14 protein-coding genes and 1 pseudogene are annotated in these 14,759 nt (G+C 59.6%); 6 read left to right on the forward strand and 9 right to left on the reverse strand.

What is annotated here, in order from left to right:
* Positions 1-83: 83 nt before the first annotated feature.
* From pyrF to HY2_RS16055, 3 genes are read right to left on the reverse strand one after another with little or no spacing between them, the layout of a single operon-like run.
* Positions 84-983: an orotidine-5'-phosphate decarboxylase gene (pyrF, locus tag HY2_RS16045; RefSeq protein ID WP_051595125.1), complete on the reverse strand. Its 900-nt coding sequence runs from the start codon at positions 981-983 to the stop codon at positions 84-86.
* Positions 980-1,801 (reverse strand): S1 family peptidase, encoded by an 822-nt coding sequence (locus HY2_RS16050; protein ID WP_034829455.1) that lies wholly within the window; start codon positions 1,799-1,801, stop codon positions 980-982. The genes pyrF and HY2_RS16050 overlap by 4 nt, the downstream gene beginning before the upstream one ends.
* Before the next feature lie 15 nt (positions 1,802-1,816).
* Complete coding sequence (locus HY2_RS16055) at positions 1,817-2,248, reverse strand: DUF350 domain-containing protein (protein ID WP_034829457.1); 432 nt, start codon at positions 2,246-2,248, stop codon at positions 1,817-1,819.
* A 93-nt stretch (positions 2,249-2,341) separates the two neighbouring features.
* Between HY2_RS16055 and HY2_RS16060 the strand changes: the two genes are divergently transcribed.
* On the forward strand, positions 2,342-3,124 hold the full coding sequence (locus HY2_RS16060; RefSeq protein WP_034829459.1) for a 3-hydroxybutyrate dehydrogenase: 783 nt from the start codon (positions 2,342-2,344) through the stop codon (positions 3,122-3,124).
* Positions 3,125-3,127: 3 nt separating this feature from the next.
* On the opposite strand, the gene HY2_RS16065 is transcribed toward HY2_RS16060, so the two are convergent.
* Complete coding sequence (locus tag HY2_RS16065) at positions 3,128-3,775, reverse strand: SCO family protein (RefSeq protein ID WP_034829596.1); 648 nt, start codon at positions 3,773-3,775, stop codon at positions 3,128-3,130.
* Positions 3,776-3,837: 62 nt separating this feature from the next.
* Here HY2_RS16065 and HY2_RS16070 point away from each other — a divergent pair, with 62 nt between their 5' ends.
* The 3 genes from HY2_RS16070 to HY2_RS16080 all read left to right on the forward strand — a co-directional run bounded on the left by HY2_RS16070 (position 3,838) and on the right by HY2_RS16080 (position 8,171).
* A complete protein-coding gene (locus HY2_RS16070; RefSeq protein WP_034829462.1) occupies positions 3,838-5,205 on the forward strand; it encodes an ActS/PrrB/RegB family redox-sensitive histidine kinase in 1,368 nt (455 codons plus the stop codon).
* Positions 5,206-5,253: 48 nt separating this feature from the next.
* On the forward strand, positions 5,254-5,826 hold the full coding sequence (locus HY2_RS16075; protein WP_034829464.1) for an ActR/PrrA/RegA family redox response regulator transcription factor: 573 nt from the start codon (positions 5,254-5,256) through the stop codon (positions 5,824-5,826).
* A gap of 104 nt (positions 5,827-5,930) precedes the next feature.
* Positions 5,931-8,171, forward strand: coding sequence for a TonB-dependent receptor (locus HY2_RS16080; RefSeq protein WP_051595126.1), 2,241 nt, complete (start codon positions 5,931-5,933; stop codon positions 8,169-8,171).
* 3 nt (positions 8,172-8,174) lie between these two features.
* Here the strand turns inward: HY2_RS16080 and HY2_RS17570 are convergent, their stop codons facing one another.
* A complete protein-coding gene (locus HY2_RS17570) occupies positions 8,175-10,241 on the reverse strand; it encodes an ArnT family glycosyltransferase (protein WP_199285710.1) in 2,067 nt (688 codons plus the stop codon).
* 157 nt (positions 10,242-10,398) lie between these two features.
* Between HY2_RS17570 and HY2_RS16090 the strand changes: the two genes are divergently transcribed.
* On the forward strand, positions 10,399-11,130 hold the full coding sequence (locus HY2_RS16090) for a glycosyltransferase family 2 protein (RefSeq protein WP_034829466.1): 732 nt from the start codon (positions 10,399-10,401) through the stop codon (positions 11,128-11,130).
* Between the two features lie 29 nt (positions 11,131-11,159).
* Here the strand turns inward: HY2_RS16090 and HY2_RS16095 are convergent, their stop codons facing one another.
* Together HY2_RS16095 and ccrA are read right to left on the reverse strand one after the other, a co-directional pair.
* Positions 11,160-11,513, reverse strand: coding sequence for a nuclear transport factor 2 family protein (locus HY2_RS16095; protein WP_034829468.1), 354 nt, complete (start codon positions 11,511-11,513; stop codon positions 11,160-11,162).
* 13 nt (positions 11,514-11,526) lie between these two features.
* The gene (ccrA, locus tag HY2_RS16100; RefSeq protein WP_034829470.1) at positions 11,527-12,783 is read right to left on the reverse strand and encodes a crotonyl-CoA carboxylase/reductase; all 1,257 of its coding nucleotides are present in this window, start codon (positions 12,781-12,783) and stop codon (positions 11,527-11,529) included.
* Positions 12,784-12,945: 162 nt separating this feature from the next.
* Here ccrA and HY2_RS17905 point away from each other — a divergent pair.
* Positions 12,946-13,829 (forward strand): annotated as a pseudogene (locus HY2_RS17905) (aminotransferase class IV).
* On the opposite strand, the gene HY2_RS16110 reads toward HY2_RS17905, so the two are convergent.
* Positions 13,775-14,077, reverse strand: a complete 303-nt coding sequence (locus HY2_RS16110) for a SemiSWEET transporter (RefSeq protein WP_034829471.1) — start codon at positions 14,075-14,077, stop codon at positions 13,775-13,777. The pseudogene HY2_RS17905 and the gene HY2_RS16110 sit on opposite strands and share 55 nt — an antisense overlap.
* Before the next feature lie 65 nt (positions 14,078-14,142).
* The gene (locus HY2_RS16115; protein WP_146617139.1) at positions 14,143-14,670 is read right to left on the reverse strand and encodes a hypothetical protein; all 528 of its coding nucleotides are present in this window, start codon (positions 14,668-14,670) and stop codon (positions 14,143-14,145) included.
* Positions 14,671-14,759 lie beyond the last annotated feature (89 nt).

Raw genomic sequence — 14,759 nt, forward strand, 5'->3', positions numbered from 1 at the left:
GATTTTCATGCAGGACGGTCTGATGCCGCCTTAATGGAGAGATGCTAAAGGATGGCCGCAGATTGTCGAGACCTGTCTCTAGGTCAGCCCGCATTGACCGCCGAATTGCCAGCATGTCGGGATAGATCGGCCTGCGCGTCATCAATCGCCGCTTCGATCAGTTTACGCCAGTCTGCTTTTGTGGCGGCAGTATCGCTGCCTGCCGGGAAAGTGACCGAGCGGGACGCATTTACCGTACCGCCCTCAAGGCGATTGCCGATACGGGTGAAACCCGCCAGCGCGTCCGATGCGCCGCCGCCCTGCGCGCCATAGCCGGGCACCAGGAACAGGGCCTGCGGCGCCAGACTGCGCAGATGGCGCGCCTCGTCCGGACCTGTTGCACCCGCTACCAGCATCAGACTGGACCAGCCTTCCGCGCCCTTCAGCCGCTCAATCGCCGGGGCAAGCGCCTCAACCACGCGGGCATAGAGCGGTGCACCTTCCAGATCCCGGGCCTGGAAATCCGCAGAGCCGGGATTCGACGTGCGCGCCAGTACGACGACGCCCTTCCCTGTCGTTTCGGCCTGTTCAAGGAAAGGCTCCAGCGTATCAAGGCCCATATAGGGGTTCACAGTAACGGCATCGGATGGGAACGGTGCGTTCACAGAAAGATAGGCGGCCGCATAGCCCTTGGCCGTAGTGCCAATGTCGCCGCGCTTGGCGTCCGCGATGACAAGCAGGCCCGCCTCCCGGGAGGCTTCGCAAACACGCTGCAGGGCGCGCATCCCGTCCGGTCCGTGACGCTCAAAAAGGCCCACTTGCGGCTTCACTACAGCGACGCGGCCAGCCGCAGCTGCCACCACAGCCTCACCCCAGTCAGCCAGCCCCTCTGGCGTGTCGCCGCCGAACAGATCCGGAATGCGGCCGGGGTGTGGATCGATGCCGACACAGAGGGGCCCAAGCTCCCGCGTGCCCAAAATCAGGCGGCTGGCAAAATCGCTCATGGGCTCACCCGGCAGGCAACTTTGACGACCTGCAGGCGACGTCGCGCATTGTCTGACATGGGACCGTAGGTCTCCTCTTGGAATATCTCTGTCGGGCCGTCTTCGCGGTCCACACTCAAACTTGTCAGGAAGGCATCTATAGAGGTCGGCGCCGCTGTATAGATGCGGCCTCGGCGTGGGCTTTCAGCCACGATCACGCCGCGGACTTCGCCCTTATTGTCAAACACCGGACCGCCGGAAATGCCACCCAGAGAGCCGGTTAGTCCGCGCGTGCGGCCAATCTCTGCCCAGGCAAGAATGGGCTCGGCCCCTTCCCGTCGTCCGCGCGTAATCAGTTTCGAGCGTGACATCAGCTTGGTCGCAACCTCTCCCGGGCGTCCCTGCGGATAGCCGACATGATAGCCATGCGCGCCGATACGCAGCGGTGAATCGAGGTCGAACTTTACCGGGCTCGGACTGCGGCCCGTAGACAACAGCGCCAGATCATGATCCGGGTCCACGACAATGCTCTCGACCGGAACATACTGGCCGGGCGCAACCAACAGGCCGACAGAGTTGCAGCCATCCACGACATGTCGCGCGGTGATCCATTGGCCCGACTTGTTGACGGCAAAGGCCGTGCCAATACCGTCCTTGGGTTCATTGACCTGAACCAGAACCTGTTCGTCCAGCGGAGAGGGGGGCGGCAGGGTTGGCCCATCGGCTTCAATAACCGCTGGCGCAGGTTCCGGGGCGTCCGCTTTAGGGTCCTGCGCGAACATCGTCCAGACGAAGACCGCCAGAACCGCCATATAGATCACCCAGTCAAACGAACGCAAAGCCAGGCTCCCTTTTCAGAATCGTTGCAAGGCCGGATCCCATAGACCGGCTGCAAGTATAAGAGCTGAGGATAATTTTGCGGCAATCAAGACGATGGCTGCGCCAGCCTCCTCTTGTTCGATTCGCTTTGGAATGTCCGTCAGTATGACGTCGACGAGGCGATACACGATGAGTTGAATAAGCAGTGACACGATGCCCCAGATCGCCAGATCCATCAGCGTGACACTGGAGGCGAGACAAGATGCAATTGGAATGGCAAGCCCGGCTATAGCTCCCGCCAGCGCCAATCCGGCAGAAGAATTTCCTTTTTTTACAAGGGCAAGCTCTTTCCATGGCGTCAGCAGCACATAAATCGTGCTGGCAATGACCAGCATGATGCCGGCCGCACCGGTCCACAAAAGGAAGCGCGGAAACGCCTCGACAAATGCCAGAGTTTCACCACCCATACGGAGCTCGCTCTTTCCTCTACGACATGTCAGCCCCATTTGAGCCTGACACATCCCTAGCCATAGCTTGGCACAGCCTCAAGGAGACATCTCATGCTCAAAGGTAAAACTGCACTCGTTACCGGATCAACAAGCGGGATCGGAAAAGCGATCGCCGAGCGTCTCGCGCGGGAGGGGTGTGATGTCGTTCTGAACGGCTTTGGCGACCACGATGCCATCGAGGCCCAACGCGAAAGCATGGAGCAAGAACATGGCGTGAAAGTTGGCTATGCCAATGCGGACCTGACCGATCCGGACGCCATTGAAGGCATGATGGGCTATGTCATGCGCGATTTCGGCGGCGCAGACATTCTGGTCAACAATGCCGGGGTGCAACATGTTGCACCACTGGAAGACTTTCCGGTCTCCAAATGGGAGCTGATCATCGCGCTGAACCTCAGCGCAGCTTTTCATACAATCCGCATGGCCATCGGCCCGATGAAGGAAAAAGGCTGGGGCCGGATCATCAATACCGGCAGCGCCCACGCCAAGGTCGCCTCCCCCTACAAGTCAGCCTATGTCACGGCCAAGCACGGCCTGGCCGGCTTGACCAAGGTGACGGCGCTGGAAGGCGCACAGCATGGCGTGCGCTGCAACCTTATCTGCCCTGGCTATGTTCACACACCACTGGTTGATGGCCAGATCGACGATACGGCCAAGGCACGAGGCATGACCCGCGACCAGGTCGTGAAGGATGTGATCCTGGCCGCCCAGCCGACCAAAGAATTCGTCACGGCAGAACAGATTGCCGGCTTTGCGGCCTTCCTCTGCTCACCGGATGCAGATCAGATCAATGGCGCGGACCTGTCCATTGATGGCGGCTGGGTCGCGCAGTAGCGCCTATTCCTGCAGCACTTTCCCGAGGCACGCCGCGATGGTTTCCGGCGTGTCTTCATGTGTGAAGAAGGTTTTCAGCTGCCAATCCTTGTCCATCAGATACAGAAGAGACGTATGGTCCATCGTGTATTCTGAGGCGCTGTCAGGCTGTTCGACACGGGAATAGTCTGCCACGAACTCATCAGCCGCCTTGCGGATCTGTTCCGGCGTGCCGGTCAGGCCGGTCAGGTTTTTAGGGAAGCGCGGTGCCTCCACATAGGAGGCCAGCGCCTCCGGCGTATCCCGTTCCGGGTCCACCGAAATAAGCAGGGTCTGCGGCGGCGCAACACCGTCCGGCAGCTGCTCATAGGCGCGCTCCACATTGACCAGGGTCATCGGACAGACATCCGGGCAATAGGTGAAGCCGAAATAGATAAGCGTGAACTGGCCCTTGTAATCATCCTGCGTTACGGCCTTGCCGGTTTGATCGGTCAGCGAGATCGGCCCGCCGATTTCCGGATAGGCCCGGCTGAGGCAGTCCGCCGTGTTACCGCCGGAGACGGCAATATCGGTTTTTGTCTCTCCATTCGTCGCGGCAGGAGACGGGCTGCAGGCCGAAAGCACGGCAAGAAGGGCGGAGGCGCCAAGCAGCGCAGGCATATGTCTTGTCATGGCAGTGATATGGAACGCAACAGGCGCTTGGCGCAAGCGTCACGCTGCCGCATAAGGCGCAGATGGATGATTTGTCCCGCGAAGCCCAGTTCGATCTTGATGATGCGATCTTCACCTTGCCCCCGGAAGGACTAGGCTCTGCCCAGTCTGCACTGGGCCGCACGCGCCTGCGCACTTTCATCACGCTGCGCTGGCTGGCGGTGGCCGGACAGACGGCAGCGGTCCTTTTCGTCGCTTTCGGGCTTGGCTTCACGCTACCACTGGCGCTGTGCCTAGCGATCATCGCCGCGTCCGCCTGGCTGAACGTTTTCCTGTCCTTTGCCTTTCAGAGCCAGCGCCTGACGCGCGGATGGGAAGCGACGCTGCAACTTTTCTTCGACACGATGCAGCTGGCCGCGCTGATCGCAGCGACAGGCGGCCTGTCGAACCCGTTCCTGCTGTTGCTGGTTGCTCCTGTGACTGTCGCCGCGCTCAGCCTCAGCCCGTTCCGGGCCACTTTGGTGGCGCTGCTGGCGCTGATACTGGCGGCGCTGATGCCGGTGCTGCACTTGCCCCTGCCCTGGGGTGTGGCGAATGCGATCTCCCTGCCTCCCCTGTTCCAGCTGGGCCAGTTTTCGGCGTTGGCCGTAGGCGTTGTCTTCTTCTCCCTTTCCGCCGCGCGGGTCAGTCAGGATGAGGCGCGCCTCGTGCGGGCGCTGGACGCTGCGAGCGTGGTGATGGCGCGGGAGCAGCGCCTTTCTGCGCTTGGCGCCATGTCGGCCATGACCACACATGAACTCGGCACGCCGCTGGCCACGATCCATCTGGTCGCCAAGGAATTGCAGGCCGAACTCAGCAAGGATGACCCTCGCGCAGAAGACATTACCTTGATTGCCGAACAGGCCGACCGGTGCCGCAATATCCTCGCCACAATCCGCGAAGCGCGCGAGGCGACGGACATTGTCCACGCACAGATCCCGCTGGATGCGCTGGTGACGGAGGCAGCCGCGCCATTCAAGGGCCTCGGCGTGGATCTGCGCGTGAGAGCCGAGCCCAGCGATGGCGGCAGTGCCAAACCCCCGGTCCTGAAGCGTAGCCCGGAAATCCTGCACGCCCTGGGCGCCTTTATTGAAAATGCCGTCAGCTTTGCCGATACAAGCGTGAATGTCGTTGCAACCTGGAGTGAGGAGCAGATGACGGTCACAATCAGTGATGACGGGCCCGGTTTTGCTGCCGAAGTGCTGCCAAAACTGGGCGAACCCTATGTTTCCCAGCGCGGCGAGGCCCATCTTGGCGGCGGCGACATGGGACTCGGTTTCTTCATCGCAAAAACGCTGATCGAGCGCACTGGCGGGCGTATTGCAACCCGCAACCGGACACCGCCGAAGAAGGGCGCGGTCGTACAAACTTTATGGCCTTTGCGTCTTTTGCAGGTGTCTGACTTGGAATAGTAGGCGCAACTGGCCTATATGTTCAGGATTAGTTCAGGGGTTTTGGCGATGGATCGGCCAGTAAATGTAAACCTGCATGAGAGTCTCAAGGATATTGAGGATCGCTCGTGCCTTGTCATGGATGATGACGGCCCGTTCGTGCAAAGACTTGCACGTGCGCTTGCACAGCGGGGGTTTGTGGTTTCCGCAGTCTCCAGCGTCAGTGAGGGCAAGGACATTGCCCGCCTGAACCCGCCCGCCTTTGCGGTTCTGGACCTGCGCCTGGAAGATGGCAGCGGCCTGGATGTGGTGGAAGTACTGCACAAGCACCGCCCGGACGCACGCGCCGTGATCCTGACCGGCTATGGCGCAATTGCCACCGCCGTGGCCGCCGTAAAGGCTGGCGCCGTGGATTACCTGTCCAAGCCAGCGGATGTGGAAGATATTATCCGCGCTCTGGTGGCCTCTACCGATGAAAAACCTGCACCGCCGGAAAACCCGATGTCGGCAGATCGGGTGCGCTGGGAACACATTCAACGCGTGTATGAGCTGTGCAATCACAATGTCTCAGAAACGGCCCGCCGCCTGAACATGCACCGCCGCACATTGCAACGTATTCTGGCCAAGCGCGCCCCGAGATAAGCTCTGCAAGGCGACCGTCACTGTGTGACCTCATCTCTGGGGCATGGCTTCCATGCGACGATAAGGCATTGCAAGCGATTCTCAGAGACTGGTAAGCGCGGCAGATGAAAACTTTCCACTGCCTGACCACACCGCTGATCCTGACCGCCATCGGTGCGCCAGCCTTCGGCCAGATTAATGATGCCCCAACCCGGCTTGACCCGGTCGTCACCACGGCAACCGCGAGCGAAACGCCGCTGAGCGATATTCCCATGTCCGTCAGTGTTATCGGCGCGGCGGACCTTTCCCTGACCGATGCCTATGTCGGCGCAGAGGATGTGACCGACCTGCTGACCGGCGTGGAAGCGGCCGTGGCCAATGGCACGCAGGTGGCCTTCCAGATCCGCGGCATCGGGGCAGTAGACCATCAGGCGCTGACGCCAACTGCCGCCTCCGTCTATTCCGATGGCGTCTATCTGGCGACCAATGTGCAGACCGGGATGATGCTGTACGATCTGGAACGGATCGAGGTTCTGAAAGGTCCGCAAGGCACGCTGTATGGCCGCAATGCATCTGGCGGCGCGATCAATTTCATTTCCGTGCGCCCCGGAGAAGACCAGCGCCGCTATGTCCGCGCAGGCTATGGCAATTTCAATCGCGTGGATCTCGACGGCGCCTATGGCAACAGCCTCGACAATGGCTTCAGCTATCGCCTGGCCGGACGGTATCTGAGCCGCGATGCTGTGCTGGACAATGTAGACGGCCCGGAAGATGCGGGCGGTGTGCGCGATGAGTTCGGCCTGCGCCTTGGCCTGAACTGGGAACGCGCACTGGGCGGCAGCCTGCTGGTCCGCACGCATTATGAAGAAGACAATGGCGTCAACGCGACACCGCGCAATGACACGCTAAACCTCAGCGATCACGAGATATCCTCGTCCGGTGACGGCCTGCAAGATACGGACAATGAGTTCTACGGCATCTCTGCCGAGTATGAACGCGCACTGGGCCGCTGGACGCTGACCTCCCTGACATCCTTTGAAGGATACAACCAGGATTACGGTTTTGACTTTGACGGCGCGGCCGCCCTGTATGGCGATCCAGCGCTGAGCGCGAACCTCTCCTATATCCGCGACTTCCGTCAGTACACACAGGAAGTACGCCTGAAGACCGATTGGGACAAAGGCAGCAGCCTGTTCGGCATTCATGCCTCTCAGGAAGATTTCAGCCAGACCTATACAATCTGGTGCGGAGAGCTGGACCCAGCGACCCTGATTGGGAGTTGCGCCTATGTGGGCGCGGGCAGCCGCGCGGGCCCTGATCCGATATCGGATGGCACGGCCATGACGCTGGTGACGGACATCCGCCAGGAGCGCACCAGCCTTGCCGCCTTCACCTATAATGAGTTCGACCTGTCAGACCGCCTGACCGCAACGCTGGGCGCACGCCTGACGCATGAAGAGATAGAAGGCATTGGCAGTGGACGGCATGTTTTTGATGACGGCACAATTGGCTATAATAATGTCAACGGCCTGGGCCTTGCTGCAGGCAGCAACAAGATTGATGACACGCAGCTGAGTGGCAATCTGGCGCTGTCTTACAAAATGGCAAACGGTACAGCCTATGCCTCCATCGCCAACAGCTATAAATCTGGCGGCTTCAATGGCGAGGTGCAGAACAATGTGACCCATTTCGCCGATGATGGACTGTTCGATGCCGAAACCGTCACTGCCTATGAAGTGGGCTATAAGGGCCGGCCGAGTGCGACGTTGACCTACAATATTTCCGCCTTCTATCAGGACTATGACAGCCCGCAGGCCCGCATCTTTGTGGACTTCCAATTGCCGGGCGGGGGCAGCATCACGTCCAACTCCCTGTCCAATCTGGATGCGGCGACGTCTTATGGCCTCGAAGCCGATCTAACCTGGCAGGCCACGGAAGCCTTCATGCTGGAAGCGGGCCTGACCCTACTGGAGACAGAGATTGACCAGTCTTCAGATACGGGCGGCAATTCTACAAAATTTAACGGCAATCCTCTGCCCTTCGCGCCGGATGTCTCTGCAAAGCTGGGCGGACGGTATGCCTACACGCTGTCGCAAGGGGTGGAAGGCACGCTGTCCGCACATCTGAAATATCGCGGCGAATATTATCTTGACCCGGAAGGTCTGGACACACGCATGCAAAAGGGCTTCACGACCGTGCAGGGTGAAGCGGGGCTGCGCTTTGTCGAGACAGGCGTGACGCTGACCGTATGGGGGCGGAATTTGACCGACGAAGACTATGCCGTCTCCGGCTATGGCTTTATCGGCTATAACACGTTCCGCTCCGACCCGCGCACCTATGGCGTGCGGATCGGTTATGATTTCTAGGACCTAGCCTTCCGGGCAGCCGCCACGATCAAACCGGTAAGCCCGGAAATTCACCGGGTCTCCGTTTGAATAGTTCAGCGCGTAATAGGACTCGGTCTCTGTCACGCACAAACTCATCTGCTCGGCCTGCTGGCGCAGATGCGCGACTTCTTCCGTGACCGCAGGCTCTGCCTTACGGTCTTCGAAATTGATCAGATAGACCACCGGATAGGCGGACGGGTCCGATGGAAGATCGAGTGGGGTTTCCGGTGGATGCAAATTCTGTGTGCCGAGCGTCAGCACATAGGAGGGTTCTGCATAGCCGAGCGCCAGAATACGCGCAGGCGTCTGCCATTTGCAATCTTCACCCGGCACACCGCAGACATCTTCCAGGGCCAGTCGCGCGGTTTCCGTCGGCTGCACCCAGACCTGACTGGGCAGCATGTAGATGCGCACATGCCAGCCGATCAGCACGCTGGCGAGGATGGAAAAGAGCGCCGCATTGCATTCATGCCGGCGTGAGAATTCGATAATCGCCACGCCGCAGAGAATAAAGCCAGGCCACCAAAGCCAGAGAGGGAATTCCCGGTATTGAGACCAGGAAGCGAGCACTTCATCGGCTGAAACCGTGGTGAAGTCCCCTGCCGTCTCGGCCATGAAATAGGTCGTTACGCCCGGATAGGACGCCGCCAACAAGAGGATTGCCCCCAGGCCGAACAGGGCAATCGAGACCCAACGGGTCACCGGCCATTTCGCGCCATCCATCAGTCTTGTCGCCGCATACCCGCCGAGTAGGCCAAAGGCGGGATAGGCCGGCAGAATATAGTGACTGAGCAAGGTCGGCATCAACTCGAAGAAGGCGTAGGTCAGCACGGCCCAGGCGACGATCAGGCGCAGGCCGCGCATCTCATCGGTCGAAACGCTTTCGCCAATGGGCCAGCGATCCTGCCATTTCGGCTGACTGGCCAGCCAGCCGAGCGTGACCAGCAGCAAGGCAGGCCAGACCGGCAGTGGCTTCAGGGTGGCAATCGTATTGACCGCTTGAGGGACCATGCCTGTGCTCGAAGGACGCGGCAGCAGCGGCAGAAGATAACTAAGTGCCAGAAGGCCTACGAACAGCACGGCTGAGACCAACAGGATGTGTCGCATCCATTTCCGGCCTTCAGGCCCGTTGGGCTTCAACGCTTTCCAGGCGGCAACAAAGCCTGGCACCAGGAACAATGTCGCCGGGAAATACCAGGCCGGCAGGTGTGTCAGGTGGTAGAAGGGCCAGCCGCCATGACCCTCAGAGGCCCCGGTGAACTTGTCTTTCAGATCCTTCCCGACAGCGCCCTTGATATACTGGCCATCGGTCGCCGCCTGAATCCACAGGAACCAGGGCAGCACCATCGCCACAAAGATCGCCGGCCCCGGCCACCAGAGCAGGACACGCCACCAGTCTCCCCCCTTCCCGTCTGCCGCCTTGGTCCAGACCCAAGCACCAATGCCGGCATAGGCGGCAACCATGGGCGTGACCGGCCCCTTGATCAGGAAGCTGGCCCCCATGCAGAACCAGAAAAGCAGCGCCATCTTTTTGGACTGGTCCTTGTTGATGTAGAGCCGCGCCAGCGCCCCGATGCTGAGCGTCGTCAGAAAGACGAGCACGCCATCGGTCTTGGAGATATGCGCTTCCGACGTCAGCAGTAGGGTTGCCCCAAATGTCGCCGCGCCGACAAAGCTGGCGCGCCGGCCAATCAGTGGCAGCCCGGCCCAGAAACAGGCCAGCGTCGCGAAGGCCGCGCCCAACCAGCTGGGAACGCGATAGGTCCAGATCTGCTTGGCTTCCGGCCCGGTGAGAACGGCCGTTGCGCCCGCCTGCAACCAGTGAATCCCTGCCGGCTTCTTGTTCCGCAGCTCATCCTGATACTGGATGCGGATATAGTCATGCTCTTCCAGCATTTGCTTGGAGGCCTGGGCGAAACGGCTTTCATCGCGGTCCAGAGCAGGAAGGTTAAACACGCCTGGCGCGGCAGCGCCAAAGGTCAGCACGAACAGGAGCACCCATGGCTTCCAGCCAGCGGAAAGTCGGTCTAGCAAAGTCATGCCAGCCATTTACCGTGTTCGGGCGCATTCGTCTTGCAATTTTGCCCGTAATTTGCATCGCAGCCGGAAATGCGCACCGGGTCTCGCCTTGAGGGCCAACGCTTTGTATGAGCGTGCAAAACAAGCCCCATGACATCAGGGGCGAATAGCCTGAAAGGTGCCAGACATGGCCCAGTCACTTGAATTTTCCGTCGTTGTTCCCGTCCATAATGAGGCTGGCAATGTCGAGACCCTGATCACAGAGATCGCCAGGGCCCTGGATGGCCGGGCCTTTGAAATGGTGTTCGTGGACGACGCCTCCACCGACGATACACGTGCCAAGCTCGCTGAGCTGAAAGGAAAATTCCCGATGCTGCGCGTTCTGGGTCACCGCAAGAATGCCGGCCAGAGCCGTGCGATCCGCTCTGGTATCCTGGCCGCGCGTGCGCCGGTGATCGGTACGCTGGATGGGGACGGACAGAATGATCCGGCAGACCTGCCGGACCTTTACCGTCAGCTGACCCGCGCCGATGCACCGGACAATTTGAAAATGGTGATGGGCCGCCGTGCCAAGCGCAAGGACACAGCCTGGAAACGCTTTGGCAGTCGCTTTGCCAACAATATCCGCAAGCGCATGCTGAAGGATGATTGTGACGATTCCGGTTGTGGCATCAAAGCGATGAAGCGCGACGCCTATATCCAGCTGCCCTTTTTCGATCACATGCACCGCTACATGCCGGCGCTGATGCGGGCCGAGGGCTTTGATGTCGAATATCGGGATGTAAATCACCGCGAACGCGGCACGGGCACGTCCAACTACACCAATTTCGGACGCCTGAACGATGCGTTCTCGGATCTGCGCGGTGTGACCTGGCTGATACGCCGCCGCCGCAATCCGGGCGGAGCAGACGAGATCTAGCCCCCCCTGCCCGGCCAAACGGTGCGGATTCAGCGATAGGCTGCGATTGCGATGAAAATCTCGCCATCCTCATCAAACACAAAGGTTTCGGCGGCCTTCTGGCCGCGATGATTGGTGTAGAGCACGGTGATGGCATCCGATCCGGTCAATACGTCATCCAGCTCAAAGAAAAGGCCGCTCGCCATGGCGAGGGCCTTCTCCCAATATTCCCGCAGGGCTGGCTTGCCCATGATGCTGCCTGAGCCCGTGCCCAGGACTTGCGCAATGCGCGGAGAATGGAACACGATCCCGTCTGCATAGTGCGACAGCACCGCATCAAGATCGTGATCATTCCACGCCGCGACCCAGTCTCGGGCGAAGTTTTCCGGGTCAGGCCTTGCCATGACAGCAGACCTGTCAGCCCTGACCGCTGACGGCCAGAATGTCTTCCACCGTGCGCAGGCCCGGCTTCGGAGACGTCACCAGCACGGCCATGTTACCGGGCAAGTGCTTGTTATCCAGCATCTTGTCATGCGCCGCCGGAATATCGGACCATGGGAAGACTTCCGACATGCCAGGGTCAATCCGGCGGTTGATGACCAGATCGTTCGCCGCAGAGGCCTGTTTCAGATTTGCGAAGTGGCTGCCCTGAACACGCTTCTGGCGCATCCAGAGGAACCGCGCATCCATGGTCAGGTTGAAGCCGGTTGTCCCGGCACAGATCACAACCATACCGCCACGCTTCACGACAAAGACAGACACCGGGAAAGTCGACTCGCCAGGATGTTCGAACACGATGTCGACATCCTTGTTGCCGGTGATCTCCCAGATCGCCTTGCCGAATTTGCGACTCTCGCGCATGTAATCCTTGAATTCGGGGCCGTTTACCGTGGGCAGCTGGCCCCAGCAATTAAAGTCCTTCCGGTTCAGCACGCCCTTGGCGCCAAGACTGAGCACATGATCTTTCTTGTCGTCACTGGAGACGACGCCGATCGCGTTCGCCCCGGTGACCGCACAAAGCTGGACACCGAAACTGCCAAGACCGCCAGACGCGCCCCAGACCAGCACGTTGTCGGCCGGTTTCACGATGTGCGGACGATGGCCGAACAGCATGCGGTAAGCGGTGGCCAATGTCAGCGTGTAGCAGGCGCTTTCTTCCCAGGTCAGGTGTTTCGGGCGCGGCATGCACTGACGAGCCTGAACGCGGCAGAACTGCGCGAAAGAACCATCCGGCGTCTCATAGCCCCAGATGCGCTGGCTGGGCGAAAACATCGGATCGCCGCCATTGCACTCCTCATCATCGCCATCATCCTGGTTACAATGGATAACGACTTCATCGCCCGGCTTCACGCGCGTCACCTTGCGACCAACGGCCCAGACAATGCCTGCGGCGTCAGAGCCGGCAACGTGAAAATCCTGTTTGTGAACATCGAACACAGACACTGGCTCACCCAAGGCGGCCCAGATTCCATTATAGTTCACGCCTGCGGCCATCACGAGCACAAGCACTTCGTCGGAATCTATTTCCGGAACCGGAACCTGCTCCATTTGCATTGCCGTTGATGGGCGGCCATGACGCTCGCGGCGAATTGCCCAAGCGTGCATGAATTTGGGGACGTGAAACTCCGGTGGAATCTCACCTACCTCATAAATATCCTTAACTTCCCTCGCCATAATCGGGGTGCCCTCCTCCAATTGTGTCTGCCAAATTTCTATGAGCGCACTTATCGGAGTGGCTTCACAAATTCCTCGGCTCGCGCCACCTTGGCCGCTCGGCGGTAAGCTTGCAAGATGTTTGTTGCGCTGCACAATTCTTTACAGGGAGGCATGGCAAAAATGCCAATAGGTGACCAGGTGCATCTTAACGGCCAGATCGTGCCGCTCTCCGAAGCCTATATTTCGCCTCTCGATCGGGGCTTTCTGTTCGCCCATGCCGCCTATGAAGTGACCGCTGTCTATAATGGCAAATTCGTGGATCTGGACGGCCATCTGCTGCGCCTTAGGCGCACTCTGGATGGCATCGCCCTGCCCAATCCGCACAGCGATGCCGACTGGACGCGTATCCATCAGGAGCTGATTGACGCGAATGGCATCAACGAGGGGCTCGTATATTTGCAGGTCACGGGCGGCGCCTATGAGGCACGGGACTATACCGGACCAGATACGTTTGAACCGACCATATTCATGTATGCAGATACCAAGCCTCTGATCGGTCAAGGGCCGAGCGAGGTATCGCTGCGATCTTCATGCATGACACACGCTGGGCCCGTCGTGACATGAAGACGGTACAATTGCTGTCGCAGGCCCTCGCCTATCGCGCGGCCAAGCAGGCGAGGGCAGATACAGCCTTTCTGGTGCAGGACGGCAAGGTAACAGAGGCCGCTTCCGCCAACGCCTGGATCGTGGATGAGATGGGCCGGCTGATCACCCGCAATCTTTCCGCGGACATCCTGCCCGGCATCACCCGCTCAGGCGTTCTGCGCCTGCTGGACAAGACCGGACTTGAAATGGAAGAGCGCGCTTTTACGCCGGACGAAGCCCTGAACGCAGCAGAAGTTTTCACGACATCCGCGGGAGCCATGATCGCGCCCGTCATCATGCTGGAAGGCCAGCCCATCGGCATGGGCAAGCCAGGGCCTGTCACGCGCAAGGTGCAGAAGGCCTATTACGAAGCGATTGGCGCGGATGTGGACTCTGTCGCGCCCTGGGTTCTAGCCTGAAGCAAGTGCCAGATCTTGAGACTCAGAATCACCATGGCAAGTAGCAAGGTGACGGAATTGGCCAGGATCATCGGCAGGGATTGCTCCATGATGCCATAGACCAGCCATGCAGCGACGCCCGTCGTGAACATAATGTACATGATCAGCGAAATGCCCTTGGTTTGACGCGTGCGGATCACAAGTAAAGCCTGCGGCAGGAAAGACAATGTTGTCAGGGCCGCCGCCAAAAGGCCGATAGAGTCAGACATATCCTGTATCTCCGGAAACTTGGATGAGACCTAGCTGATGTGTGGTAGCGGTAAAATGCCGGAATTCAATCACGGTCGATGATTTCGCCCTCAATGATGTCGCCATTTCCAGGCTGGCCATCGCCGATATTATCATTCGCGCCACTGGTACCAAACGCCGCATTCACCTGCGCCAGAGCCCCCTCCATTTCGCGCCCCGCAATAGATGCGCTGACCCGGTTTGCGGTGAGCGCAACCCCTGCTGCAGCGAGAAGAAGGATCAGATCCGGCAAGCCCAGCCCACGCGCCAATGACACATCCCGGAACAGGGCGAGGATACCGAGGCTAAGAATGAAAACGCCCGCCAGCAGGCCAATACGCCAGGCAAGTCCCGGCAAAAATCCTGAGAAATCAGGTCGGTCTTCACTTCCGGCAAGCCGAATAAGGCGCAGTCTTTCTACCCAGCTGACCCCCAGCATTCCGATGGCCAGCACCACCACCATCAGCGCGCTACGCTCCATAATGGCGGCCAGTACGACGCCCGCCGGGAAAGCCAGCAGGGCAACAAGCCGCAAGATCAGAACGGTCTTGAGGGGAGAAGAAGACTGTATCACATTCATTTCCTGTTTCAGGTCATGTGGTTGTTCAGGCGGGCAGCGGCAAGCACGGAATGCTTGCCTTGTTACGTCTCACGCGGCATGTT

The sequence above is a fragment of the Hyphomonas pacifica genome (assembly GCF_000682675.1).
GTDB lineage: Bacteria > Pseudomonadota > Alphaproteobacteria > Caulobacterales > Hyphomonadaceae > Hyphomonas > Hyphomonas pacifica.